28 protein-coding genes are annotated in these 25,211 nt (G+C 44.6%); 19 read left to right on the top strand and 9 right to left on the bottom strand.

Features of this window, described 5'->3' with window-relative positions:
• Positions 1 to 189: 189 nt before the first annotated feature.
• The 4 genes from AYJ58_RS09745 (at position 190) to AYJ58_RS09730 (ending at position 4,885) form a co-directional block, all read left to right on the top strand.
• Entirely contained in the window at positions 190 to 1,593 is a 1,404-nt protein-coding gene (locus AYJ58_RS09745; RefSeq protein ID WP_106649945.1) for an ABC transporter substrate-binding protein, read from the top strand.
• Positions 1,580 to 3,319: a GGDEF domain-containing protein gene (locus AYJ58_RS09740; RefSeq protein ID WP_106649944.1), complete on the top strand. Its 1,740-nt coding sequence runs from the start codon at positions 1,580 to 1,582 to the stop codon at positions 3,317 to 3,319. The genes AYJ58_RS09745 and AYJ58_RS09740 overlap by 14 nt, the downstream gene beginning before the upstream one ends.
• 132 nt (positions 3,320 to 3,451) lie before the next feature.
• Positions 3,452 to 4,276: a zinc-dependent peptidase gene (locus tag AYJ58_RS09735; RefSeq protein ID WP_106649943.1), complete on the top strand. Its 825-nt coding sequence runs from the start codon at positions 3,452 to 3,454 to the stop codon at positions 4,274 to 4,276.
• Between the two features lie 24 nt (positions 4,277 to 4,300).
• Positions 4,301 to 4,885: a nuclear transport factor 2 family protein gene (locus AYJ58_RS09730; protein WP_106649942.1), complete on the top strand. Its 585-nt coding sequence runs from the start codon at positions 4,301 to 4,303 to the stop codon at positions 4,883 to 4,885.
• A 143-nt stretch (positions 4,886 to 5,028) separates the two neighbouring features.
• On the opposite strand, the gene AYJ58_RS09725 is transcribed toward AYJ58_RS09730, so the two are convergent.
• The 3 genes from AYJ58_RS09725 to AYJ58_RS22130 form a co-directional block, all read right to left on the bottom strand.
• Entirely contained in the window at positions 5,029 to 6,504 is a 1,476-nt protein-coding gene (locus tag AYJ58_RS09725; RefSeq protein WP_106649941.1) for an HDOD domain-containing protein, read from the bottom strand.
• A 191-nt stretch (positions 6,505 to 6,695) separates the two neighbouring features.
• A complete protein-coding gene (gene ltaE, locus AYJ58_RS09720) occupies positions 6,696 to 7,709 on the bottom strand; it encodes a low-specificity L-threonine aldolase (RefSeq protein ID WP_106649940.1) in 1,014 nt (337 codons plus the stop codon).
• Positions 7,710 to 7,866: 157 nt separating this feature from the next.
• Positions 7,867 to 7,989, bottom strand: a complete 123-nt coding sequence (locus AYJ58_RS22130; protein WP_269801906.1) for a hypothetical protein — start codon at positions 7,987 to 7,989, stop codon at positions 7,867 to 7,869.
• Positions 7,990 to 8,053: 64 nt separating this feature from the next.
• Between AYJ58_RS22130 and AYJ58_RS09715 the strand changes: the two genes are divergently transcribed.
• The 3 genes from AYJ58_RS09715 (at position 8,054) to tpx (ending at position 10,221) form a co-directional block, all read left to right on the top strand.
• The gene (locus AYJ58_RS09715; protein ID WP_106649939.1) at positions 8,054 to 8,644 is read left to right on the top strand and encodes an OmpA family protein; all 591 of its coding nucleotides are present in this window, start codon (positions 8,054 to 8,056) and stop codon (positions 8,642 to 8,644) included.
• 32 nt (positions 8,645 to 8,676) lie between these two features.
• Positions 8,677 to 9,504 carry a mechanosensitive ion channel family protein gene (locus AYJ58_RS09710; RefSeq protein WP_006082505.1) on the top strand — a complete coding sequence of 276 codons (828 nt, stop codon included), beginning with the start codon at positions 8,677 to 8,679 and terminating at the stop codon, positions 9,502 to 9,504.
• A gap of 123 nt (positions 9,505 to 9,627) precedes the next feature.
• The gene (gene tpx, locus AYJ58_RS09705) at positions 9,628 to 10,221 is read left to right on the top strand and encodes a thiol peroxidase (RefSeq protein WP_106649938.1); all 594 of its coding nucleotides are present in this window, start codon (positions 9,628 to 9,630) and stop codon (positions 10,219 to 10,221) included.
• 72 nt (positions 10,222 to 10,293) lie between these two features.
• On the opposite strand, the gene AYJ58_RS09700 is transcribed toward tpx, so the two are convergent.
• Both AYJ58_RS09700 and AYJ58_RS09695 read right to left on the bottom strand, forming a co-directional pair.
• The gene (locus AYJ58_RS09700; RefSeq protein WP_106649937.1) at positions 10,294 to 10,935 is read right to left on the bottom strand and encodes a trimeric intracellular cation channel family protein; all 642 of its coding nucleotides are present in this window, start codon (positions 10,933 to 10,935) and stop codon (positions 10,294 to 10,296) included.
• Between the two features lie 361 nt (positions 10,936 to 11,296).
• The gene (locus AYJ58_RS09695; RefSeq protein WP_006082509.1) at positions 11,297 to 11,857 is read right to left on the bottom strand and encodes a DUF4136 domain-containing protein; all 561 of its coding nucleotides are present in this window, start codon (positions 11,855 to 11,857) and stop codon (positions 11,297 to 11,299) included.
• A gap of 179 nt (positions 11,858 to 12,036) precedes the next feature.
• On the opposite strand from AYJ58_RS09695, the gene AYJ58_RS09690 reads away from it, so the two are divergent.
• From AYJ58_RS09690 to ruvX, 4 genes are all read left to right on the top strand, one after another.
• Positions 12,037 to 12,354: a hypothetical protein gene (locus tag AYJ58_RS09690; RefSeq protein WP_106649936.1), complete on the top strand. Its 318-nt coding sequence runs from the start codon at positions 12,037 to 12,039 to the stop codon at positions 12,352 to 12,354.
• A gap of 178 nt (positions 12,355 to 12,532) precedes the next feature.
• A complete protein-coding gene (gene yciH, locus AYJ58_RS09685; protein ID WP_106649935.1) occupies positions 12,533 to 12,862 on the top strand; it encodes a stress response translation initiation inhibitor YciH in 330 nt (109 codons plus the stop codon).
• Between the two features lie 66 nt (positions 12,863 to 12,928).
• On the top strand, positions 12,929 to 13,492 hold the full coding sequence (locus tag AYJ58_RS09680) for a YqgE/AlgH family protein (RefSeq protein WP_106649934.1): 564 nt from the start codon (positions 12,929 to 12,931) through the stop codon (positions 13,490 to 13,492).
• 29 nt (positions 13,493 to 13,521) lie between these two features.
• Complete coding sequence (gene ruvX, locus AYJ58_RS09675; protein WP_006082513.1) at positions 13,522 to 13,947, top strand: Holliday junction resolvase RuvX; 426 nt, start codon at positions 13,522 to 13,524, stop codon at positions 13,945 to 13,947.
• Positions 13,948 to 14,033: 86 nt separating this feature from the next.
• On the opposite strand, the gene hemH is transcribed toward ruvX, so the two are convergent.
• The 4 genes from hemH to AYJ58_RS09655 form a co-directional block, all read right to left on the bottom strand.
• On the bottom strand, positions 14,034 to 15,047 hold the full coding sequence (gene hemH / locus AYJ58_RS09670; RefSeq protein WP_106649933.1) for a ferrochelatase: 1,014 nt from the start codon (positions 15,045 to 15,047) through the stop codon (positions 14,034 to 14,036).
• Between the two features lie 32 nt (positions 15,048 to 15,079).
• Positions 15,080 to 15,619: a glutathione peroxidase gene (locus AYJ58_RS09665; protein ID WP_106649932.1), complete on the bottom strand. Its 540-nt coding sequence runs from the start codon at positions 15,617 to 15,619 to the stop codon at positions 15,080 to 15,082.
• A 187-nt stretch (positions 15,620 to 15,806) separates the two neighbouring features.
• Positions 15,807 to 16,919 (bottom strand): PilT/PilU family type 4a pilus ATPase, encoded by a 1,113-nt coding sequence (locus AYJ58_RS09660; RefSeq protein WP_106649931.1) that lies wholly within the window; start codon positions 16,917 to 16,919, stop codon positions 15,807 to 15,809.
• Between the two features lie 9 nt (positions 16,920 to 16,928).
• Positions 16,929 to 17,966 carry a type IV pilus twitching motility protein PilT gene (locus AYJ58_RS09655; protein ID WP_006082517.1) on the bottom strand — a complete coding sequence of 346 codons (1,038 nt, stop codon included), beginning with the start codon at positions 17,964 to 17,966 and terminating at the stop codon, positions 16,929 to 16,931.
• Between the two features lie 35 nt (positions 17,967 to 18,001).
• Here AYJ58_RS09655 and AYJ58_RS09650 point away from each other — a divergent pair, with 35 nt between their 5' ends.
• The 8 genes from AYJ58_RS09650 to AYJ58_RS09615 all read left to right on the top strand — a co-directional run bounded on the left by AYJ58_RS09650 (position 18,002) and on the right by AYJ58_RS09615 (position 25,120).
• On the top strand, positions 18,002 to 18,700 hold the full coding sequence (locus AYJ58_RS09650; RefSeq protein ID WP_106651795.1) for a YggS family pyridoxal phosphate-dependent enzyme: 699 nt from the start codon (positions 18,002 to 18,004) through the stop codon (positions 18,698 to 18,700).
• Positions 18,701 to 18,914: 214 nt separating this feature from the next.
• A complete protein-coding gene (gene proC, locus AYJ58_RS09645; protein ID WP_106649930.1) occupies positions 18,915 to 19,733 on the top strand; it encodes a pyrroline-5-carboxylate reductase in 819 nt (272 codons plus the stop codon).
• A gap of 53 nt (positions 19,734 to 19,786) precedes the next feature.
• Complete coding sequence (locus AYJ58_RS09640; RefSeq protein ID WP_106649929.1) at positions 19,787 to 20,335, top strand: YggT family protein; 549 nt, start codon at positions 19,787 to 19,789, stop codon at positions 20,333 to 20,335.
• Positions 20,335 to 20,634, top strand: coding sequence for a DUF167 family protein YggU (yggU, locus tag AYJ58_RS09635; protein WP_106649928.1), 300 nt, complete (start codon positions 20,335 to 20,337; stop codon positions 20,632 to 20,634). The genes AYJ58_RS09640 and yggU overlap by 1 nt, the downstream gene beginning before the upstream one ends.
• Positions 20,635 to 20,759: 125 nt before the next feature.
• Positions 20,760 to 21,194, top strand: coding sequence for a DUF4426 domain-containing protein (locus AYJ58_RS09630; protein ID WP_106649927.1), 435 nt, complete (start codon positions 20,760 to 20,762; stop codon positions 21,192 to 21,194).
• A gap of 139 nt (positions 21,195 to 21,333) precedes the next feature.
• Positions 21,334 to 21,951 (top strand): RdgB/HAM1 family non-canonical purine NTP pyrophosphatase, encoded by a 618-nt coding sequence (rdgB, locus tag AYJ58_RS09625; RefSeq protein WP_106649926.1) that lies wholly within the window; start codon positions 21,334 to 21,336, stop codon positions 21,949 to 21,951.
• Complete coding sequence (hemW, locus tag AYJ58_RS09620; RefSeq protein WP_106649925.1) at positions 21,951 to 23,117, top strand: radical SAM family heme chaperone HemW; 1,167 nt, start codon at positions 21,951 to 21,953, stop codon at positions 23,115 to 23,117. Before rdgB ends, hemW begins: the two co-directional genes overlap by 1 nt.
• A gap of 152 nt (positions 23,118 to 23,269) precedes the next feature.
• A complete protein-coding gene (locus AYJ58_RS09615) occupies positions 23,270 to 25,120 on the top strand; it encodes a DUF885 domain-containing protein (protein WP_106649924.1) in 1,851 nt (616 codons plus the stop codon).
• Positions 25,121 to 25,211: the final 91 nt, after the last annotated feature.

The following is a 25,211-nucleotide window of genomic DNA, read 5'->3' as shown; positions in this document are numbered from 1 at the left end:
TACTCAAGAACAAAAAACTAAAATATAAACCACAATATAATCGCGGCATAAGTGCTGATCCCACCTATCCTTAAATGTACAGAATGATGAATAAGTGTTATTTATTCACAGTGAATCAGTAACGTTAAGGTGTATTTTTTGCGAAAGCCAAACCAACTTATCTGTCTTTGTTTAAGCGCTGCGTTTCTAATGCCCTGCTATGCTGAGTTTTCATTGGCACAAATCCCGCCGCTCACGAACAAAGCGCCCATCACCTTAGTCGCAGAAAAGGGATTTTGGACCGACTATTTAACGCAAGAAATGTTGCCTAAATTCACTGAAAAAACTGGTGTAAAAGTGCAAGTGATCAGCACCGAACTTGATAGTATGTTTAATTTGCAGACCCAAGATTTACTCCAAGGTTCAGGCAAATACGACTTGCTGACGATGGAAGCTGGCTGGGCAAAAGAATGGGCAGCCAATGGCTACACAGTCCCTTTAGTCGAACTCGCAAAACTCTACGATCCCGACGGTGAAAAGGCCATGGAGAAATACCTAGAACCCTATTACCCATCGCTACTGAACATCTTATCCTACCATGGAGAAATCCATGCTATTCCCTACAATAACTATGTGATGGGTAATCATTACCGAGCCGACCTCTTCGATAATAACACTGAAAAAACACATTTTCAGAGCCAGTTCGGTTACCCGCTCGCACCAGCAAAAACCTTAACCGAGTTACGGGATCAAGCCCAGTTTTTCACCCGTAAAGCGGGCACTATGTTGGCGGATAAAATGTTAACCCACGACTTTTATGGCTTGGCGCTAATGTCGGGTGATAAGCCACATATTAACGATGAATTTTCCAGCATGATCTGGAGCTTAGGCGGCGCTTGGATGCAGCCAATTTATAATGAACAAAAAAAGATCAGTCATTTTGAGGTGCCGACTATCAACCATGAGGCCATCAAAGCCGCTAAGCTTTATCGCGAATTAATGCCCTATGCCGTACCTGCTAACGAGCAATTTGCCTTCAATGAGGCTGCCAATGCAATCGCCACAGGGCAAGCGGCAATGTGGCCTTTCGCTTACAATAATTTGTGGCATAAATCCTTCAAAGTTGAGCAAAATATTCCCGGCGCACGCCTTGCTGTGAGTCAAGTACCCGGCGGTTATCCCTATAACGGCGCCTATGCTTTTGCCGTGAGTTATGACAGCAAAAATCCCCAAGCGGCCTATTGGCTCATCAAATATATGGGCACCTATGAGGCGCAACACGCTTATGCCTTGGGCGGCGGTAACCCCTGTCGTATGGATGTTGTGACCGCCAACGAATTTAAAAGTGAATCATTAAGGACCATAGCGGGGGCATTCGAAGCAAGCCATATCGCGAATATGTTTTGGTCAACTAAGGTGTTAGAACTTGGGCATTTTACCAGTACAGCCATGGGACAGATTTACCCTGAACTCAGCCATGCATGTTATCGCGCTAGCCGCATGCCAGCTGATAGCGAGGATATTTTTATTAAATTAAGTGCAGAGATAAAACACCTCCAAAATACCTATGGAGAGGTACCTGCGATTGACAAGAAAACTAATGACAAGCACTAAGCCGCTGAAAAGCCTAAAACAAAAAATAACCTTAGCCTTCTATATCATAGTGGGCATGGCGCTGTTTAATGGTGTTGTTGCGATACTACTGTCTCAGCAACTGAAATCAGAAATTGAGCAACTGGTGGGCGTCGATGTGGTAAAAGTCACCACTGCGCTACAACTGGCAAAAAACAGTGAAAAACTCCAAATCATCACAGCGCGTCTTAATCATTATGATAATGAACAACAAAGACTTCGTCTATTGAGTGAACTCTCGGCGCAGTGGGAACGACTAATTAATGACTCCCGATTACTGACGTCCATTGAAACCTCTGCAGTCAGTAAGCAAGAATTGAATCACGCGTTAGATATTCAACTTTACTATTTACAACAGTTGCCATTACTCGGCGAGTTAACCGATTCCGCCCTTCAAGCCAATTTACAAGCGGCAAATATTCAAGCCAATTTAACTTCAATGGCATCGGGATTTACCGATGAAATGCAAACCCAATTTCACCGTATCAATGCCGATTCTGAACGTCAAATTAAGCTGAAAAATTTTGACAAGATTGCGTTGAACATCAATACCAATCAGCAATTGTCTCAATTTAGTCATTTGGGAGAACACTTATTTACCAGCCTCTCTCAAGTAAAAATTATCGACAATCTAGTTGAGCTTAACCACACCCAAAGAGAAGCGATGCGGCTACTGTTAAATATGGAGGCGATTCTCGAAGGGATTAACGGGGATACCGGTTTATATTTCAATTTGTTATCGCAAATAAAGCAGACCATGGTCGGTGAAGATAACCTATTTGAACTGTCCCGCAAGGCCATTAAGAGCACGCATATCGCCAATGCGCATTTAGAGTACCAAGCCGATGCCGCGCAAATAGTTGCGACCTATACCCAGAATCTGGTTAACCAAGTCGAAAATGAAATCCAACAAACGGGCGGCGAGCTTAAAAGTGACAGCACCGCATTTATCATATTGATTTTCTGCAGTGGCATTTTGTATTGCTTCTTCATCTGGCTCACCAGCTGGCACTTTATCACTAAGGGCATTATCAAGCCTGTGATGGCGACGCGAGATGCCATGAATGCCATCGCCCATGAAAAACTCGACACCCGTATGCCTGTCACCGATAACCTAGAGCTGCAGCAAATGGTGAGTTCATTAGAAACACTCAAAAGCTATGCGGCGCAAGTTAAAGGAATGGCGGAAACCGACGGACTAACGGGCTGCTACAACCGTCGCTATTTAGACATGCAACTCCAAAAAGAACTCGAGTATGCCAAGGATCATAATATGCCTCTGGGCATCATTTTGTTTGATATTGATAACTTTAAACAATTTAACGACAGATATGGCCATGTCGCTGGCGACCAATGCCTGCAGAAAATTGTTAACGCCGCAAAATCCCTCTTAAAACGCCCAACTGACATACTTGCCCGCTATGGTGGTGAAGAGTTTATGCTAGTGCTGCCATCGAGTCATCTCGAGGATATCTATCAATTTGCCGAACAGTTGCGTGAGAAAATCATGAGCTTAGAAATCCCCCATGAAGACTCTCCCCATGCGGGCATACTTACCATCAGCGCGGGGATTACCTGTTGGCAGCTACCGCAACTACTGGATGCGAATAGTTTAATTAATCGAGCCGATGAAGCCCTTTATCATGCCAAACTGACGGGGCGTAACCGCACCGAGGCCCTCCTCTGCCAACCCATTCACTATGCCTAACCCCCGTTCGTCTATCCCTTAGCCGCCAATCGCGGCAACAACCGTGCTTCTTTTTTCAGCAAAGGATTGAGTTAAGCCCTCTTCATCCCCATTAGCTAATATTAAGATAATCAGGATTAGAACAGGGAAAGTATGCTCGCTATTGTTATCACGCTTATCCTCGGAGTCGGGGCAATTGCTTGGCTACTTTCAAGTCGTTGGCGTAAAACCTTGCACCGCCGCCGGATCACGGCCAAACCTTTCCCAAAAGAATGGCGCAACATTCTTAAAAAAAGACTGCCTTACTTCCATGCGTTACCGACAGATTTACAGCTACAGCTCAAACGCCATATCCAAATTTTCATCGATGAAAAGGAGTTTGTCGGCTGCGATGATTTTGAGATCACCGATGAAGTCAAAGTCACTATCGCGGCACAGGCGTGCCTCCTGCTGCTCAATCGAAAAACGGACTTTTACCCCAAACTGAAACAAATTTTGGTCTATCCCGATGCCTTTATCGTTAATAATCAACATAGAGACACCAGCGGTGTTGTGTGGGAGCAACGTAATGTGCTGGCGGGCGAATCTTGGGAATACGGCAAAGTGGTACTCTCGTGGAAAAATACCTTAGACGGCGCCGCCGATCCCCACGATGGTAATAATGTCGTGATCCACGAGTTTGCCCATCAGCTCGATCAAGAAGACGGCCAAGCAAATGGCGCGCCGATACTGCAACATTATGCCGATTACAGCACTTGGTCCGAAGTGCTAAGCAAGGCTTTCAGCCAATTACAGCACAGCGCCAACTATGGCACGCCCTCAATATTTAATTACTATGGTGCGACGAATCCCGCTGAATTTTTTGCCGTCATTACTGAAGTCTTTTTTGAAAAGCCAGAGGATTTCTACCAACAACATCCAGACTTGTATCGGGAACTAAGCCGCTTTTATCAACTCGATCCGATAAACTGGCATTAACCTATAAAAGTAGAGGCACACTAAATGCTCAAAGATATTCCTGCATTAACAGTTAAGAGTTCCAATATTAATCGCCACGTAAATAACAGTCGTGCCACTAGCGTTAATCGCGCTAGCTTGGGACTACTGCTCAGTGCTTTAATGCTTGGCGGCCTTAATGTAAGCGCACAGGCACAGGACTCACCAACACAAAGCGCTCAAAAGGCTTCGAGTCCAGACCAACAAGCGGCGGCTCAGGTGTTGGATTTACTCAACCAATATTCAAGCGATGCCAATTGGGATAAATATTTTGCCCTGTACCGCAAAGACGGCATCTTTATTGGCACGGATGCAAAAGAGCGTTGGGGAATGGCGGAGTTTGAACATTACTCCCGCCCGACAAAAGGTTGGCGCTATGATTTAACGGAGCGGCATTTAATCCAACATGGCGACGTCATATTGTTCGACGAATTATTAAACAGCCCCGCCTATGGCGTCAGCCGAGGAACCGGTACTTTGATCAAAACCGATGGTAACTGGAAAATTGCACAATATCATTTAAGTTTCCCAATCCCCAATGAGATAGCAAAATCGATCACCGCCGAGATCAAAGCTGCAAATAAACAATAATGCCGCACTCCTCAGAATACAGTTTCGAAAGCGTACAATTTATAAAAGTGAGATTTAGATAGCATCGCAGTTTCAAATTGTACGGTTTCAAATTGTACGGTTTCAAAAAAGCAGCTTTAAGATAAAGCTGCTAAAAGCAAACGCTATCTTAAAGACACGGTGAAACACACATTAGCCAATTGGGAGAAGTGAATAAAGCTTTGAAAATCCACTTCTTCAAACGCCCTTTGTGAAGGACCACGATCAGCGTAATAAAACCCGATCACTTTGCCGTCGATCAATAAAGGCGCAAGTAAAAACCCCTGCCGTGATACATGCCGCGCCTGCAATTCCTTGCACTGCTCCTGCCATTTTTTAGAACAGGGGTCGTCCACCCAAAGTGGTGCCTTATGCTCCATCGCTTGATGAAATAGCCCACGTTTGTCACTCAAATCGATAATAAACTCTTGTTTTATCGCATCGGCATCACGGCCCAATATCACCCTAGGTTGGAGCTGTTTACGACTGGGCGATAACAATAGTACGCCGCAGCGGTCAACACCCACGCCCTCAAGAATACCTTCAAGAACCGTCTGCATTATCTGATTGAAATCTGCTTTATTAATGGCAAAACCTGTCAATTCACGCAACTTAGCTAACTGAATATTCAAATTCACTTGATAGACTGGCATATCTAACGAAATGGGAGGTAGATCGGGTTCAGCGGCGACAATACGTTTAGGATCGGGCAAGTAATCGAGTAACACTTTAGCACCGTACACTTCTGCCAACTTATGGGTCGCATTCGCGCAGCGTTGCATCCGCAACAAAAACTCATTTTCTTCTAGCCCTGTAAAATTCGCCGCTTGAGTCATACGCTTTGCTAACTCCAGCTTATCGAGAACGGGTTGCGATAAAATATCGCAGAGCTTATCGGCAAGAAAAATAGCCCGAATATCTGGCCGCTGATCCTCTGGATAATTCAACGCTTGGATCAACAACTCCCCCAACCCCCAATTACGGGCAATACTCTGGGTGAGCTGCAAAAAAGAAGCACCAAGGGCTTCGCGGGTAGCACTTCTCTCTTCGGCGGGCGTTTCACATTGGCTGAGTGTTAAGTCTAATTCTTCGGTAAATTCGCCCCCAATACTCCAAAAAGCGCTCTCGCCTATGTGATACAACAAAGAGGCAATAAAGGCTTCCTCCTGCATCTCCTCGTCATGATGACTCAACATCATCCGCGCCATCATGGCGGCTTGAAATGCTTTGGCCATCAACTTAATTAACCTTTGATATACGTTAGGCGCGAGATTTTTACTCTCCAACAAGCTTGAAAGTAACTTGGCTGTAATACAGATATTTCGCACCGCATCGAAACCCAGCACTATGGCGGCGCGGCTAACGGTGGAGATTTGGCTACTCCCCTTATGATAAATAGCACTATTGGCAACTCGAAGAATACGAGAGGTTAAGGCGTTATCGTGCATCACGCTACGCCCAAGTAATGCGAGAGAGGAAACGTCATCCTTGGCGAGCTTTTCTAGCGATTTAACAGTCGAACACAGTGCGGGCATTTCTAATTCACTGATCCGATTTGTCCAATAATCGACCCCTTTATTAGTATTGTTATTAGGCTTCAACCCAAATTTACCTTAGCAATAAAACCTTGTTGTTTTGAGTATAGATAAGCACACATATTTCGCCCGTGGTCTAAGGCTTGTTTTTACCAATCAACAGTTAATTGTTCAATAATTCAACACCTAGTTATACCCGCCAATAAAAATGCCCGAGGCAAAGCTCGGGCATTTAGAGGTTTAAAAACAAGCTGCGTTTAGGCAGTGAAGTACTGCTTCATAACCCGAAGCACTTTATCTATATCCTGACGGCTCACATCTTTGTGAGTCACAAGTCGAATCGTGCGCCCAGGGCTTATCAGGATGCCTTCCGCTCGACAGTGTTTCGCCAATAAATCCGCATCAACTTGAGGCGCTAATTTGGCAAATAACATATTGGTTTGTACTGCGGCTAAATCGACGTCGAACTCACTCATCTCGGCCAACTGGCGAGCCAAATACGCCGCGTTGTCATGATCTTCACTCAGCCGTTGCACTTGTTCAGTTAAGGCGAGCTTACCTGCCGCTGCAAGTATCCCAGCTTGACGCATACCGCCACCAAGCATTTTACGCCAACGAATGGCTTTCTTAATCAAACGCTCGTCACCTAAGAGTAATGAGCCGACTGGCGCACATAATCCTTTGGATAAACAAATCGACACTGAATCAAAGTGCGCCGTGATATCACTTATCGCGATATTCTGCGCCACCGCAGCATTGGCAACTCGCGCACCGTCTAAATGAATTTTTAATCCGCGATTAAAGGCCAATGCCTGCGCATCCGCCAAATAGCTTTGCGGGATCACTTTACCGCCAATCGTATTCTCTAAACTAAGCAAACGAGTACGAGCAAAATGGATATCATCAGGCTTAATTGCGGCTTCAATGTCAGCTAATGCAATAGTGCCATCTAATTGATTCATTAAAGGTTGAGGTTGAATGCTGCCTAGGACAGCGGCGCCGCCGCCCTCGAACTTATAATTGTGGGCCTGCTGGCCGCATAGATACTCATCACCGCGCTCACAGTGAGCCATCAAAGCCAATAAATTCGCCTGCGTACCCGAACAGGTAAATAATGCGCTTTCAAAGCCAAACATCTCTGCAGCCATATCCTGCAGACTATTTACCGTGGGATCATCACCGTAAACATCGTCACCGACTTCGGCTCTGGACATGGCTAATCGCATCGCGGCTGTTGGCTGGGTAACAGTATCACTGCGTAAATCTATCATCTCGTCCTCAACTTAAGGTTTGGTTGGCGCTTAATGGGCTCAAGACTCTAGCGCCAAAGGCTTATTTTGTATAGTTTATCATCATGCTTACTAAGCATTTTACTGACTCCAAACGTGAATACATGGGCGAAGTGATGATCTGAATAGTTGCTAGAACTCATAAAAACATAAACATACTCAAGATATTGCCGATATATGTCTGTCGACGAGTCGACAAGTGAGTGCGTTTCACTTGGCGAAATACGCCTAAGTCGATAGAATACCGCACTAAGATGGTCATGCTGCAATCATGCGATCACTTTAGTAATTTTGACTAGTACTTATCGTTCAATAGGTGATTTGTAGTGAAAAACTCCCAATCTCGATGGATTCAGCTGGTAATATTACTATTAAGTTTAAGCCTAACATCGCAAGTATTCGCTTGGTCTGATACTGACCAAGATGGCGTGCCTGACATCAAAGATGCCTGCCCTAACACAGCGCCAGACACGCAAGTAATGGCCAATGGCTGTGTTGAAGAGGTCGAGGTGGAAGCGACTGCATCAGCAGATTGTAGTACGAGTAATCCCAATGCTGAGTTCAGCGCAGATTGTCATAATATTTCTACCGCTGTGGTGTATTTTGAATTTGCCATTGCCGAAGTTGACTTTTCGCAATGGAAAACTTTAGCCTTAGTGAAAGCATATTTAGCAGCGAATGATGTCGCATTAACCTTAGTGGGTCACACGGATATCGTTGGCACGCCTGAGTTTAATTATCAGTTGTCACTTCAGCGCGCTCAAAATGTGAAACGTATTTTGGTTGAAGATTATGGCTTTAATCCAAATCGCTTTACCGTAATGGGTAAAGGTATATCTGAACCTATCGCGGACAACCGTTCTAGCGAAGGGCGCAGTTTAAATCGACGAGTACAATTTATCGTCAATAATAAATAGTTTTAGTTAGCGTATATTTAGGGAGTTATTCAATGGAAAACCTTGAAGGTTTATTAAAGCAAGCACCGGATCTGATTGTGACTTATGGCTTAAAAGTTTTATTTGCCATTATCATTTTCTTTGTTGGTAAATACTTTGCCGGCGTAGCGCAAAAGCTGGTTCGTAAATTACTGAACAGCCGTAAAGTTGATCCGACCGTTGTTTCATTTGTCGCAAACCTCGCTTGGGCAATTGTGTTTGTGTTCGCAGTAATTGCCACCTTAGGCCAAATTGGCGTACAAACCGCATCATTGGTCGCCGTTATCGGTGCCGCTGGTTTAGCTGTGGGTTTAGCGCTACAGGGTTCTCTGTCTAACTTCGCATCAGGCGTGTTAATGGTGTTATTCCGCCCTTGTCGTGTTGGTGACTATATTGAAGCCGCAGGCATTGCCGGTACTGTTGATGAAATCACTATATTCTCAACCAAACTTCGCACACCAGATAACAAGGTTATTGTGGCGCCTAATTCATCCATCATGAATGGCACTATCACTAACTATTCAGCAATGGACACTCGCCGTATCGATTTAGTGATTGGCGTATCTTATTCTGCCGATATCGCACTCACGAAGAAAATCTTAACTGAGATTTTAGACAACAACCAATATGTGTTAAAAGATCCATCATATACGGTTGGACTGGCTGAATTAGCGAACTCTTCAATTAATTTCGTGGTTCGCCCTTGGGTAAAAACGGCTGATTATTGGACGGCTCGTTTCCAACTGCTTGAGCAAATCAAAAATGCATTAGATGCAGCCGATATCGGTATTCCATTCCCACAAATGGATATTCATGTCAAAGAATTGCCACTCAGCAAATAACTCTAAATGAATAACAAAGGTCGGCAATTGCCGGCCTTTTTTTATGGTTCTGCATCGCATTTTAGCGTACCTTAAAGGACAGATATTAGCGAAGGCACAGATATTCATGTGCGAGGAAATCCAATGCAAAAATACGTTTCATTTTTAGCCGCCAGCTGCATTTATGGCTTAGTGCTGATGAGTCCCAATGCGCTTGCCAGTGAGAAAACCCAGGTTCTTATGGGTGAAAAAACCGTCACCTTGGAAGGCAAGTTACCTAAGCTGTCGCAAATGGCGCCAGGATTCAAAGTGGTTGATGATCATTTTGCGCCAGTCATGCTGAGTGACTTTAAGGGTAAAACCGTGCTGATAAGTGCCGTACCAAGCTTAGATACGGGCGTGTGTGCACTACAGACTAAACGTTTCAACAGCGAAGTGAGCCATTTTTCTGATGACGTGGTCATGCTAACCATCAGTGCCGATTTACCCTTCGCACAAAAACGTTTCTGCAAAGTAGAAAACGTAGATAAAATCAAAGTGCTATCCGATTCTGTCTGGCGTGATTTTGGTGAAAAATATGGCTTGTTGATTCAAGATTACGGTTTGCTGGCGAGAGCCATTTTCATCATAGATGCCGAAGGTAAACTCCAATACCAAGAGTTAGTTCCTAATATCACCGAGCATCCTAACTATGATGCTGCACTTGAAGCGTTAAAAACCCTTCAAGCCCAGCAGTAATTTACCACTAAAAACAGGGCAGCCTTTGCTGCCCTTTTGTTTTACGATTGTCTATCTACGATTTTTTACGATCTAATGTGTGTGCTGATCGCCATTGGCCTGATAATCAAAGGTCGGCATAGACCAATGATAACGCAGCGCCAACATCCGCAAGCTAAAACCAACGCTCAGACAAATAACCAGATTAATCCACTCGGTTAATTGATAGGCTTTTAAAACGATATACAAGCCTGCCGTCAGTAGTGAAATCACCGCATAGAGTTCTTTCTTAAAAATCAAAGGCACTTGGTTACACAGGATATCGCGGATAACGCCGCCAAAGACACCCGTCACCAACCCCATCACCACAGCAATTGTTGGGCTAAATCCCAGCATTAAGGTCTTCTGCGCCCCCACGATAGAGAACACGGCTAAGCCTAAGGCATCGATAGCCAAAAACAACTTGGATAAATAACGCATCACAGGGGCGATAGCGACAGTGAGCAACGAAGCAAACGCAATCGCAATGAGGTAGTGCACATGCTCAACCCAAATTAACGGATAATTACCGAGCATCATGTCCCTTAGTGTGCCGCCGCCAATCGCCGTTGCGCAGCCAATGATCACCACACCAAACAAATCCATCTGCTTGCGGCCAGCCGCCAGAGCGCCCGTCATAGCCTCGGCAATAATACCAATCAGCCAAAGTAATCCAATAATTTGCGTCTCATGCATCTTTACTACTGCCAACTAGGTAAAGAAACAGATTCTGCCTGAGAAACCCTCAGTTCTATAATGATTTTATTTTGAATTAATCATTAGAAAAATTAATTCATCATTTAATCAATAATAGATCTTTGAGCCCCAACTCCGTAAAAACCCACAGTATAAATTGCAAACAAAATAGCCAGTTATGTACGCAACTACATCCCGCGACTATTTAGATAACCAAAATTTTTGATAAGTATTAATAACGTAAATTCAATCAGATGATAAATAACTGCAGATCATCTAATCGAGAAGACAAAAAGTCTAAAAATCAGCCACAAAAAAGCGGCTCTCAGGCCGCTTAATTTTCATTCAAACAGAATTAGCACTACTTAGTATCAGGCTTAGGCGGATAATTTGCCATCACACTGCCCACCGCTTGATTGATGATCTGTACTCTTTCTTCTGGGGTATTTTTGTCGCGAATGGTATCAGCAACAGAACCACGCCAGATAAGCTTAGTAGTTTTATTATCGACTAAATCAATAATCAGAGTACCGACTTCATATTCTCTTACTGTAGTTTGGGTCTGCATATTGCCGCCCCACCCCCATCCAGGACCATAGTATGGGTTGTAGCCAAAATTACTATTGAAGGTATCGACATTGATTTTCTTATCAACTTTGGTCAAGTAATTCACCAGTACATCAGCGTCTTTCGCATCGACTAATGTCATGCCTTTACTCGCTAACTGACTATTCACCGCTTCTCTTACTCTTTGATCCATCAAGCCATCAAGATGATATCCAGCTGAATCGGCTTTCTGAGCAACCCAAGCATAGGTTTTATATTGAGTAAAATTGGCGCTAGGATCATAGTCCCAACCTGACTTCATCGAGCTACAGGCACTTAATGCCAGCACAGCTAAAGCTACAAAAATATTTTTCATCTTAATTTCCTCAGATGTTCAAACTGAACAAAGACAAGTATCAGAGATATGAATTTAGCTTACAGAGCAATCATCTGATCTACAACTCAATTGATTAAAAAGCAGCAACTCATTCAGCTTGACTTCAGCAAAGCCAAAGATGATAATGATTATCAATTAAGATTTTAAAGGGTGATGAAATGTACTGGTTTATTAGCGCGTTTTTAGTAGCAACAGCTATTTTTTTCCTTGCGCCAGAAAAAATCTCACTCGAGGCCAATAACGCCAAGATAAAGCGTCATTTGCCTGTCAGCTTACTGATTTTACCTCTCCTTGTACTTGGCTGGTTGGTCATAGATACCGTCGCGAATGGCACTAACTATGCGACAGTCGCCGCATTCGGCTTTGTGACCACCGCTTGCTTGATTGCGTTACCTAAACTGCATAAATTTATTATGCCTAGCGCCTTAGTGACCGCAGTAGCACTGGTCGTCATGGTCTTGATGCGCATGAATTAAAACGGCTGATAACGCTCCCTTTTTCAAAAATATGCTTACTTCCCTGCAAAGAGTTAGCATTTTGTTCAGACCACTTAAGGATAATCCTCAAGTGGTCTTTTTTTACCTCCCAGAACCCCTGCAAATTTGATAAACTCGACGGGTATAAGTCATCTTTAAACACCTATAAATGAAACCTATGAAAGCAGATCCTAATGTATCCTTAGTGTATAGCACCGACAAAGGCCGTATTAATGCAGAGCCCGTCACTAAAGCGATTCCTGAATCCGACGGTATAGTCAGGATCCATAGAGACAGTAAGAGCCGCAAAGGCAAAGGCGTTTCGATTATCTCAGGCCTAGGCCTCGATGAAACCGCGTTAAAAGCAATGGCTCAAACCCTTAAAAAACAATGTGGTTGTGGTGGAACGGTTAAAGATTTTACTATTGAGGTCCAAACCGATAACCGCGAGCAATTAAAGCTATTGCTTGAGAAGCAGAACTACAAAGTTAAATTAGCTGGCGGTTAATCTCGCCCGACTTAGCAATATAGCAGCATGCTAGATCAACTTAGCCACATAGAACGGAGTAGTTTAATGGAGAGTTTGCAGAACCATTTCTTAATTGCCATGCCTTCACTGCACGATACGTTTTTTGAACGCTCAGTCATCTATATTTGTGAACATGATGCCAAAGGTGCCATGGGACTGGTGATCAATAAACCGCTCGGTATCGAAGTGAATTCGCTATTAGAACAAATGAATTTGCCAGCTGAGCAAGTCTCCACCGATTTAGCGTTCAATGCCAATGTAATGATGGGCGGACCCGTTTCCCAAGATCGCGGCTTCGTACTGCATACCTCTCAGCCCTATTGGGCCAACAGCACAGATCTGGGTTGTGGTTTAATGCTGACCACCTCCCGCGATGTGTTAACCGCTATTGGAAGCAACAGATCGCCAGAGAAGTTTCTCGTCGCCTTAGGATATGCGGGATGGAGCAAAGATCAGCTCGAACAAGAGCTTGCCGATAATTCTTGGCTAACGATTCCAGCAACGAATGCACTCTTGTTTGACATTAAACACGAAGACCGTTGGCCACAGGCCAGCCGAGCTCTTGGATTTGATGCTTGGCAAGTCTCAGCTCAAGCGGGTCACGCTTAAGCCTATTTATTAATATAAGTCAGCACACTATGAATTCGAAAACCGTATTAGGCTTTGATTTTGGCACTAAAAGTATTGGTGTGGCTATAGGCCAAGAAATCACCGCCAGCGCCACGCCATTGTTGTCAATTAAAGCCGTCGATGGGATACCCAACTGGGATCAAATAGGCGACTTAATCAAAGAATGGCAACCAGACTTAGTGGTCGTAGGCCTGCCCTTAAACATGGATGGCACTGAGCAAGATATGACCCACAGGGCGCGTAAATTTGCGAACCGTATCAATGCTAAGTTCAAAGTCAAAATAGCCACTCAAGATGAGCGATTAACCACTACCGATGCTAAGGCGAGGTTGTTCGAGTTAGGCGGATTCAAGGCACTCACAAAAGGCCAAGTCGATGCAGTGTCAGCCGTCCTAATAATTGAAAGCTACTTCGAAAATAACTTCAGCAAGTAATGCCACATAAATAAAACTACAATAAAAAGAAAAGGATAAGTTGCCTTATCCTTTTAGTTTGATGGTTAACCCGATAAATTACCAGATCAAAAATGTGGCTTCACTAAGTTGGCCATCATAGTTATATGCGCATCATCATCATTTAATGCTGCAATGTAGCGGAACTTCTCACCACCCGCCTCGGCAAACAAATGACCATTCTCACCAACAATTTCTTCCAGCGTTTCTAAACAATCGGCGCTAAAAGCCGGACAAACGATAGCGATATCACGTACACCTTGTTGCGGCAACGCTTTTAAAGTCGCATCGGTATAAGGTTGTAGCCATTTAGCTTTACCAAAACGCGATTGGAATGTCATCACAAACTCATCTTTACCTAACCCAAGCTTTTCGGTAACCAGTCGAGTCGTTTTCATGCAGAAGCAGTAATACGGATCGCCTAAATGCAAATTACGCTCAGGCATACCATGGTAGGACAACACCAATTTTTGTGGTTTACCATGGGACTCAAAATCTGCCTTTATCGAATTTGCCAGAGCATTAATAAAGTCAGTATTATCATGATAAGTATTAATAAAATGCAACGATGGAATATAGCGCCACTTGGACAGCTCAGCCGCAATTGCATCAAAAGCAGAACCCGTAGTGGGCGCAGCATATTGGGGATACAGGGGTAACACCACGATTTTATCAATGCCATTTTGATGCATAGTTTGCAAGGTACTGGCAACCGATGGACTGCCATAACGCATGGCTAAATGGACAGATACATCATAGTTATCGGCGTTTAGTTTATCCGCTAACTTCACCGTTTGACGCAAACTAATGTCCATTAACGGTGATCCCGCCGCTGTCCACACCTTCTGGTATAACGCCGCCGATTTTGCTGGGCGTACCCGCAAAATGATCCCGTGTAAAATCATCATCCACACTAATTTAGGAATTTCGACTACGCGGGGATCTGCTAAGAACTCAGCAAGATAACGCCTAACAGCCGATGCAGTGGGTGCATCTGGCGTGCCTAAATTCAACAACAGCACGCCCACTTTGCCGCGCTGTCCGTGTCCAACTTCTTTGGTTAAGCCTGAAAATTTAGCCAAAACAGCCTCTTAATTAATAAATACTTATAAGATTAAAGTACAGATTCTATTGCTTGCTTAAGCTCTTCGCTATCAGGCTTCACTTTAGAATTGAACTGTTGCACAACCGCGCCATCGCCGCTAACGACATACTTATAAAAATTCCATTTAGGCGCACCGGTTTTTTCGGCTAAGTATTTAAATACGCTATTGGCGTCACTGCCACGTACTGGCGATGTCGACAGCATAGTAAAGGTGACACCGTAATTGATGTAACACACCTTAGCCGTATCTTTCTCATCATTTTCTTCTTGGAAAAAATCATCCGATGGGAAACCAATGACCACTAAGCCTTTGTCTTTATAATTTTCATGCAATGCTTCGAGCGCTTTAAACTGCGGGGTGTAGCCACAGTTACTGGCAGTGTTAACAATCAACACGGGTTTTCCCTGAGTCAATTCACACAGATTAACTGTTTCTTCAGAATGTAATTTTCGTACTTCAAGGTTCAGGTATTCGGGACAAGTGGTCGCCATAGCACCAGCACTCATCAAGCTCGCTGTCATAGCGAATATCATAGGTAATTTTTTCATTGCTTTCTCCTTTACCGGTACATTACGTAAACGTACTAGGTAAAGATCATATTGAATTAAAAAATAAAAGCTATGGTTAACCACCACATAGCGATGAAGTAAAACCGATTGAGCTGAACGAAAATCTAATAACACCAATAAAAAGCAGCTCATAAAGAGCTGCTGAATCCAGAACCTAACTCTCGCGTTAGTCCATGTCTAAGGTGACACCTTCCATAAAACCTGAGCCCGTGGATTCTTTATTCTGCAATTTAATCATCAAACGTAAATCGTTTGGTGAATCAGCATGGTGCAGCGCATCGGCGTAACTTATCTCGCCATCGACATAAAGTTTCAGCAAGGCCTGATCGAACGTCTGCATGCCCTGCTCGTTGGATTTGGCCATGGTTTCTTTGAGCAAGTGCAGCTCGTTTTTCGCAATTAAACTTGCCACCCTTGGGGTGTTAATCAAGACTTCAATCGCGGCGCGGCGCCCTGTGCCATCGACTTTTGGGATCAATTGCTGAGCCACAATACCGCGCAAATTCAATGACAAATCGAACAACAATTGTTGATGTTTACTCTCAGGCACGAGATGCATAATCCGGTCTAATGCTTGGTTGGCATTGTTGGCATGCAAGGTTGCCATACAAAGGTGACCCGTTTCCGCAAATGACAACGCGAACTCCATCGTTTCTTGGGTGCGAATTTCACCAATCAAGATCACATCGGGGGCTTGGCGAAGGGAGCTTTTTAGCGCCGCATCAAAAGACTCTGTATCTATGCCGACTTCACGTTGGGTGATAATACTTTTTCTGTGGTCGTGAACAAATTCGACGGGATCTTCGATAGTTAAAATATGACCACGGGCATGGGCATTGCGATAGCCTACCAAGGCCGCTAAGGACGTTGACTTACCCGTCCCCGTTCCGCCCACCATAATGATAAGACCCCGTTTGCTCATCACCAGATCTTTTAAAATAGGCGGCAGTTTTAAATCATCGACATCTGGGATTTTAGTTTCAATACGGCGCATCACGCAGCCAGGCGATTCGCGTTGCCAGAAGGCGCTCACCCGAAAACGACCTAAATCCTTTGCCGCAAAAGCAAAGTTACACTCACGACTCGAATGAAACTCTTGTTTCTGCGCTTCGGTCATTAAGGATTCAACAAAATCCAGTGATTGGGCTGGAGTAAAAGCACTTTCAGCCAAAGGACGCAATTCACCGTCAATCTTGGCACTCGGTGGAAAACCAGCAGTGATAAATAAGTCGGAGGCTTTGCGCTCAACGATCACTTTTAAAAACGGAAGAACATCCATCATAAATCCTTAAAATGTCGCTTGTTTATTCGAACTCTTCGCCATTGCATCTTCACGGGTAATAAGACCGCGATTGACTAAGTTCTGTAAACATTGCTCTAAGGTCTGCATTCCGTGGGCCATCCCGGTTTGAATCGCCGAATACATCTGCGCCACTTTGTCTTCACGAATAAGGTTACGAATAGCGGGCGTGCCCATCATGATTTCATGGGCGGCAACACGGCCTCCGCCGACTTTTTTAATCAGGGTTTGTGAAATAACCGCTTGCAGCGATTCCGACAACATAGTGCGCACCATGTCTTTTTCACCGGCGGGGAACACGTCGACCACACGGTCAATGGTTTTCGCGGCTGAGGTGGTATGCAAGGTACCAAACACTAAGTGGCCTGTTTCAGCGGCAGTCATAGCCAAACGAATAGTTTCAAGGTCACGCATCTCACCGACTAAAATCACATCCGGATCTTCACGTAGTGCACTTCTAAGCGCCGCATTAAAGCTGTGGGTATGGCGGTGAACTTCTCGCTGGTTAATCAAACATTGCTTATTTTGGTGTACGAATTCGATAGGATCTTCAATGGTTAAGATGTGATCATGTCGATTTTCGTTAACGTAATCCACCATAGCGGCAAGTGTGGTACTCTTACCCGAACCCGTTGGCCCAGTCACTAGCACTAATCCCCGAGGGAAACTGGCGATTTTTTTAAAAATCTCCGGTGCACCTAATTGCTCAAGTGACAAGATGTCGCTAGGAATGGTACGAAATACGGCCGCAGCACCACGGGATTGATTGAATGCGTTAACACGAAAGCGGGCAAGATTAGGGACTTCGAACGAGAAATCGATTTCTAGATGTTCTTCGTAGTCCTTGCGCTGCTTATCATTCATTATGTCGTACACTAGGCTGTGTACGCCTTGGTGATCGAGCGCGGGCAGGTTAATTTTTCTCACTTCACCGTCGACACGGATCATGGGAGATATCCCTGCAGAAAGGTGTAGATCCGAGGCTTTGTGTTTTACACTAAATGCCAATAACTCAGTGATTTCCATCGTTTGGGATATCCTTGCAACTAGATAATTACATCATGACAACAATAGCAGACAGACTCGCAATCGCCCAGCGCAGGATCGCACAAGCGGCGCAAAAATGTGCACGCCAACCTAGCAGTATTCGCTTACTTGCCGTCAGCAAGACCAAACCTATTGAAGACATTATAGCAGCCTATCAAGCGGGTCAGCGTTGCTTTGGCGAAAACTATGTCCAAGAAGGCGCAGAGAAAATTACCGCGCTTAAAGGGGATTTTCCGGACATTGAATGGCACTTTATCGGGCCACTTCAATCCAACAAAACCAGCATAGTCGCCCAGCATTTCGATTGGATGCACACTGTCTCGCGCGACAAAATAGCCCAACGTCTCAATGACCAACGTCCAGCTGAATTAGCGCCATTGAACGTCTGCATTCAAATTAATATCAGTGCTGAAGACACAAAATCTGGCATAGATGCGGCGCAAATGCTGCCACTGGCCGAGCTTATAGCTCAGTTACCTAATCTTGCACTGAGAGGCCTAATGGCGATCCCAACGGCTACCGCAGATACTGAGTTACAGCTTAAAGAATTTTCTCAGTTAAACAATCTATTTCAAGAGCTTAAATCACATTATCCCAGTGTAGACACGCTTTCCATGGGGATGAGTAATGATCTAGATACAGCCATTAGCTGCGGTTCAACTATGGTGCGTATTGGCAGTGCCATTTTTGGTGAGCGCAATTACGCGGCGTAAACTCACTCGAGGCATGAAGTTCGAGGTCAGTGTGCGAACTTGACCTTGTTTTTAAGGCTTTATGCCCAAATACTGTATTAAAGAGCGCAATATTTAAGATCAATTAGCGAGAGTCGACTAATCAGGCTCTGATATTCAAATGACTAACCGTTTTATCATCTTAATTTAAGGTGAATCTGTTACAAATAACGGTTAACACACTGAAGAGAATCAAATGGATCAACAGAAAATCTGCTTTATCGGTGCCGGCAACATGACGCGCAGCATTATCAGTGGCCTAGTTCATAGCGGCTATCCTGCTCAACTCATCCAAGCGACCAATCCTAGCCAAGGCAAACTCGATGCACTAAAAGCCGATTTAGGCATTTTGGTTTCTCAAGACAATTTAGCCGCAGCGCAAGCTGCCGATGTCATAGTACTGTCGGTAAAACCGCAATTGATGCAGCAAGTGTGTGAAGCATTACAAATGGTCGATATGTCAAAAAAGTTAGTCATCACTATCGCTGCAGGCATTAAAGCAAAGCGTTATACCGATTATCTGGCGCAGGATATTAAACTTATCCGCGCTATGCCCAATACACCGATGCAGATTAGTGTGGGCATGACAGGCCTCTATGCATCTCAGGCTATTACTGCCGAGCAGAAAGCCATTTGCGATCGTTTGATGTCTAGCGGCGGCGAAATTGTGTGGGTTAATGAAGAATCAGAATTAGATCAAGTGATTGCACTATCGGGCAGCTCACCGGCTTATTTCTTTTTGTTGATGGAGTCTATGATAGATGCTGGCAAAGAAATGGGAATGGATGAAGATAAGGCCAGAAGTTTAGTTCAGCAAGCAGCGCTCGGCGCTGCTATGATGGCAAAGCAAAATCCACAACTGACCTTAGGTAATCTAAGGGAAAATGTCACCTCAAAGGGCGGTACCACAGCACAGGCGCTGGCGACATTTGAAGCGGCGGATATGCGTGGTTTAGTAAAACAAGCCATGGAAAACTGCATTAAACGTGCAGAAGAAATGGCTAAGACATTTTAATTTTCACTAACGCGTTTTTTATTTCAGACTTTATTTAATAGGTAGAAATCTCGATGAATGCATTTACCTTTTTAATCACCACACTATTCGACTTGTATTTGATGGTGGTGATTTTGCGGATTTGGCTACAGCTGGCAAGGGCTGATTTTTATAATCCTTTCAGTCAGTTTATTGTCAAAGCGACTCACCCGCTCATCGCACCAATGCGCCGTATTCTGCCTTCCTTAGGACGGTTTGATACCGCATCATTCGTCCTCGCATTGCTGGTCGTGATGGTCAAAGTACTACTGATAAGCCTGATTGCAGGCGGCGGCATAGACATAATGCTGTTTTTAATGTTTGCCGTTGTGTCTGTGGTCAAGAAAGCGGGGGTCTTACTGTTTTGGATGCTGTTGATACGCGCAATATTAAGTTGGTTTAACCAAGGTTATAACCCAATTGTGATGATCATGGGTCAGTTAACTGAACCTGTATTAGCCCCAATCCGCCGTATCATACCGCCAATTGGAGGCTTAGATTTATCTGTGATGTTAGTGATTATAGGTATGAATTTCCTCAATATGTTACTTGCTCAATATGTTCCTTATTGGGCTGTGATCTAATGAGTGCAGTGACTTTGCAGCAAGGTGACTTGCTGCTTAATCTCTACATTCAGCCTAAGGCCAGCCGTGATCAAATTGTAGGACTGCACGGTGATGAGCTAAAAGTCGCCATCACTGCGCCGCCTATCGACGGTAAGGCCAATGCCCATTTAAGCAAGTATTTAGCAAAGACTTTTAAAGTGCCAAAGAGCGACATTCATATAATGAAAGGTGAACTTGGCAGGCATAAACAAATCCGCGTGATTGACCCAAAGATCATCCCAAGCGTCATTACTGAGCTGATGGGACAAACTAACTGAGCTAATGCTGTTGAAAGGCCGAAAACCAACAAATTTCGTTGAATGTGGTTAATTTATCGATAAACAGATAAACAATAGTCACAGCGACCTATACTCAAACATTCCCTAATATGAGGTATCCCATCATGTTCCGTAATATTCTGGCTGTATTAGCCCTCACCGCTAGCCTTTGCGGTGTTGCAAACGCAGAGCAAAAAGAAACTGTCGGCAATTTTGACATTCACTACATGGCACTTGGCAGTACATTTTTAACGCCTAGCATAGCTAAATCCTATGGCATTCAACGCAGTAGCTATACAGGCATTATCAATATTGCCGTATTAGATATTAGCGAAGCGAATAAGCCCGCAGTACCCGTTGAAATTACTGGTGTCGCCAATAACTTATTAGATGCTCGAATCAACTTAACCTTCAAAAAGATCCGCGAAGGTGATGCGATTTATTATATTGCCGAAGTTCCTTACCGCGATGATCAGGAGATCAACTTCAATATCGCGATCAAGCATGGTAATCAATTAAATACCAACTTGCAGTTCAAGCAAAAATTCTACGTCGAATAAGCCAAGCTGAGATTACCGCAAGACATAAGCCCACTTGGGACGGTACAAGTCAGTACCGTCCCGCCCTTTTCCTGTCCTTTAGCCCTCAGCTTGGGTATCATTGCCGCAGTATAAGTCGCCCCAATGATATAGGTGTTCCATGCAACAAATCGTCCTCGCCAGTGGCAACAAAGGCAAACTCGCCGAATTCGATCAAATGCTCGCCAGCTACGGTGTCACTGTACTGCCACAGAGCCAATTTAATGTCAGCGAAGTGGCCGAAACGGGCACTACTTTTGTCGAAAATGCCATTATCAAAGCCAGACACGCCGCAGAAATCACTGGACTTGCCGCCATTGCCGATGATTCGGGTTTAGAAGTGGATTTACTCCAAGGCGCTCCCGGCATTTATTCAGCGCGTTACGCGGGCGAAAATGCCAAAGATCAAGACAACGTATTGAAACTACTTGAGACATTAAAAGATCAGCCAGCACCTCGCAGTGCAAGATTCCAATGTGTGCTGGTATATATGCGCCACGCTAAAGATCCTACCCCAATTATTTGCCAAGCCGCATGGGAAGGCCAAATCGACTTTAACCAAAGTGGCGACAATGGCCATGGTTACGATCCGATTTTTATCCCTGAAAATTATCAATGTAGCGCGGCACAGCTGAGCAGCAACGAGAAAAATGCCTTAAGCCATCGTGGTAAAGCCCTAGTGCAACTCATCGCCGCCATGCAAGCCCAAGGCGTGTTAACTGGCGGGAATGCACAATAATGTCGTCAACTGCCGTGACTACTGCGATGAAGCTCGAACTGCCGCCACTCAGTCTGTATATCCATATTCCTTGGTGCGTACAAAAGTGTCCTTACTGCGACTTTAACTCCCATGGTCAAAATGGTGAGCTGCCACAGGAGGCTTATGTTGATGCGCTATTAGAAGACTTACGCCAAGATTTACATCTGGTCCAAGGGCGGCAGATCCATACCATCTTTATCGGTGGTGGCACACCATCCTTATTCGATGCTTTGCAAATCAAACGCATACTCGATGGTGCTAATGCGCTAATCCCCTTTAGTGACAATATCGAAATCACCATGGAAGCCAACCCTGGCACCTTGGAACACGATGACTTTAGTGCCTATCGTGCAGCAGGTGTTACCCGTTTATCTATCGGTGTGCAGAGTTTTTCTAAGGATAAGCTCAACTTACTTGGACGTATTCACGATCAAAACGAGGCGCAAGTCGCCGCCCAAAAAGCCAGTCAAGCGGGATACTTAAGTTTCAACCTTGATTTAATGCATGGATTACCGAACCAAAGTTTTGCTGAAGCCATGTCTGATATCGACACGGCAGCGGCGCTCAATCCGCCCCACCTGTCTTGGTATCAGTTAACAATTGAGCCCAACACCCTATTCCACTCAAAACCGCCGCAGCTGCCCGATGACGAAGCGCTCTGGCATATCTATGAGCAAGGTCAACAAAAGCTGGCCGCATTAGGGTATGAGCAATACGAAATATCTGCCTACGCAAAACCTGGTTACCAATGTAGGCACAATCTCAACTACTGGCAGTTTGGTGATTATCTAGGCATAGGCTGTGGCGCCCACGGTAAGGTGACCTTGCCGGAAGAAAACCGCATCATACGCACGGTAAAAATTAAACATCCCAAGGGATATCTAAGTGCCCACAACTACACCTTCGAATCGATTGAAGTTGCAGAGGAAGATCGCGCACTTGAATATTTAATGAATCGCCTGCGCCTGATGACACCTATTCCTAAGCAAGAATTTGAACTGCGCACAGGACAACACAGAGACACATTGTCCGAAGGAATGGAAAAAGCCAAACAGCGCGGTTTACTGACAGAATCCGCTGAACATTGGCAATTAACCAGTAAAGGTCACATGTTTGTTAATGATTTACTGACACAATTTTGCTGAGCTAGCCGTTAAAATATCTCTATAAATAATGTGTTAGCTTTAAATAGTGCAGTTTAATACTATTACTGCTAACACATTTTCTAACACTAATATCCATACATTCTTGTTCCGCTTCTTTAGAATTGATGCAACTCAATCTAGGAAGCCTGATCATGCCAATAAAAACTAAAATCAGCTTAGTCGCACTAACCCTTTCAGCCCTGCTGACCATTCCCGCATATGCAGCATCAAGCTCGCCAGCCTTACACAGTGCAAGTGAACCTATGAATGCAGTGGTGCAAACCGAATCAGACAAAGCCAATGCGTTGTTCGAAACCATCTTCATGGAAAACATCATGGCGAGCCCCATTTCGCAGACTTATATGGGGATCAAGCAAGACTATGATAAATGGGATGAACTGGGTGATACCGCCGATGATAAAGCCCTAGCGCGCACAAAAAAACAACTGGCACAGGTCAATCTTATTGATGCGGCAAAACTCGATCCACAAACAAACCTCAGCCTCACCTTACTCAAACAAAATCTGCAAAATGACATCGAAGATGACCAATGGCGCTATCATAATTACCCTGTGAATCAGATGTATGGCGGCCACTCTATGATAGCCTCCTTCTTAATTAACCAACATCAAATCACAGATGTTAGCGATGCTAAGGCCTATATCAGCCGCTTAAATGGCGTGCCAAAACGTTTAAGTCAATTACAGACAGTATTAGAAGTCCGCGCAGACAAAGGCATTATCGCGCCTAAGTTTGTATTCGCCTATGTGATTTCAGACAGCCAAAACATCATCAAAGGTGCGCCTTTTGATAAGGGCGACGACAGCGCGTTACTCGCAGATTTTCGCCGTAAAGTGAACGCATTAGCGATTCAAGAAACAGAGAAGCAAGCGTTAATAAAGCAAGCTGAGCAAGCACTAGTGACTCAAGTCGAGCCCGCCTACAACAAGCTCATCGATTATATAAAAACGTTAGCGGCCAAAGCTGACGACCGTGATGGAGCGTGGAAACTCCCTAATGGCGCAGCCTTCTACAACAATGCCTTAGCTCGTACTACTACGACAAACATGAGCGCCGATCAAATCCATGACTTAGGGCTTTCTGAAGTGGAACGTATCCACAACGAAATGCGCGCCATCATGAAGAAGGTCAATTTTAAAGGCGATTTACAGCAATTCTTTAGCTTTATGCGTGACGATCCCCAGTTCTACTACCCCAATACCGCCGAAGGTAAAGCCGCTTATTTAGCAGAGGCGACTAAGCTCATCGACAACATGAAATCGCGCTTGGATGAAGTGTTCAAAGTAAAACCTAAGGCCGCCATGATAGTCAAACAGGTTGAAGCCTTTAGGGAAAAATCTGCGGGTAAAGCCTTCTATGAACAACCAGCCCCGGATGGTTCTCGACCCGGCAGTTATTACGCGAATCTGTATGACATGAAAGCCATGCCGAAATACCAAATGGAGGCACTGGCTTACCACGAAGGTATTCCGGGTCATCATATGCAGATAGCCATTTCCCAAGAGCTGCAAAATATTCCTAAGTTCCGCAAGTTTGGTGGCTATACCGCGTATATCGAGGGCTGGGGTTTATATAGCGAATCTTTCCCGAAAGAAATGGGACTCTACGCCGATCCCTATTCTGACTTTGGTCGTCTAGCAATGGAGCTATGGCGTGCATGTCGCTTAGTCGTTGATACTGGTATCCACGCTAAAAAGTGGACCCGCGAGCAAGGCATTGCCTATTACGTGGATAATACGCCCAATGCTAAATCGGATGCGGTGAAAATGGTTGAACGCCATATCGTTATGCCATCGCAAGCGACAGCCTATAAAGTGGGCATGATTAAGCTGCTGGAACTCAGACATAAAGCAGAACAACAGCTTGGCAGTCAATTTGATATCCGCGACTTCCATACGCTAGTACTTGCTAACGGCGCATTACCGCTGGATGTGTTAGAGCAACAAGTCGATCTCTGGATAGCCAGCAAGAAGAAGGCCTAATACCCTGATGTTTTAATGCCTTAATGCCTAGCCGTGAAGCATTGTTAACCTGCTTCACGACTAAAGCGACATCGATGAAAGTCTTAAGCTA

This window comes from Shewanella sp. Pdp11 (assembly GCF_002838165.1).
GTDB classification, from domain to species: domain Bacteria; phylum Pseudomonadota; class Gammaproteobacteria; order Enterobacterales; family Shewanellaceae; genus Shewanella; species Shewanella hafniensis.
The sequence above is the reverse complement of the archived record's forward strand: the minus strand, read 5'-3'. Positions and strand labels throughout refer to the sequence as shown.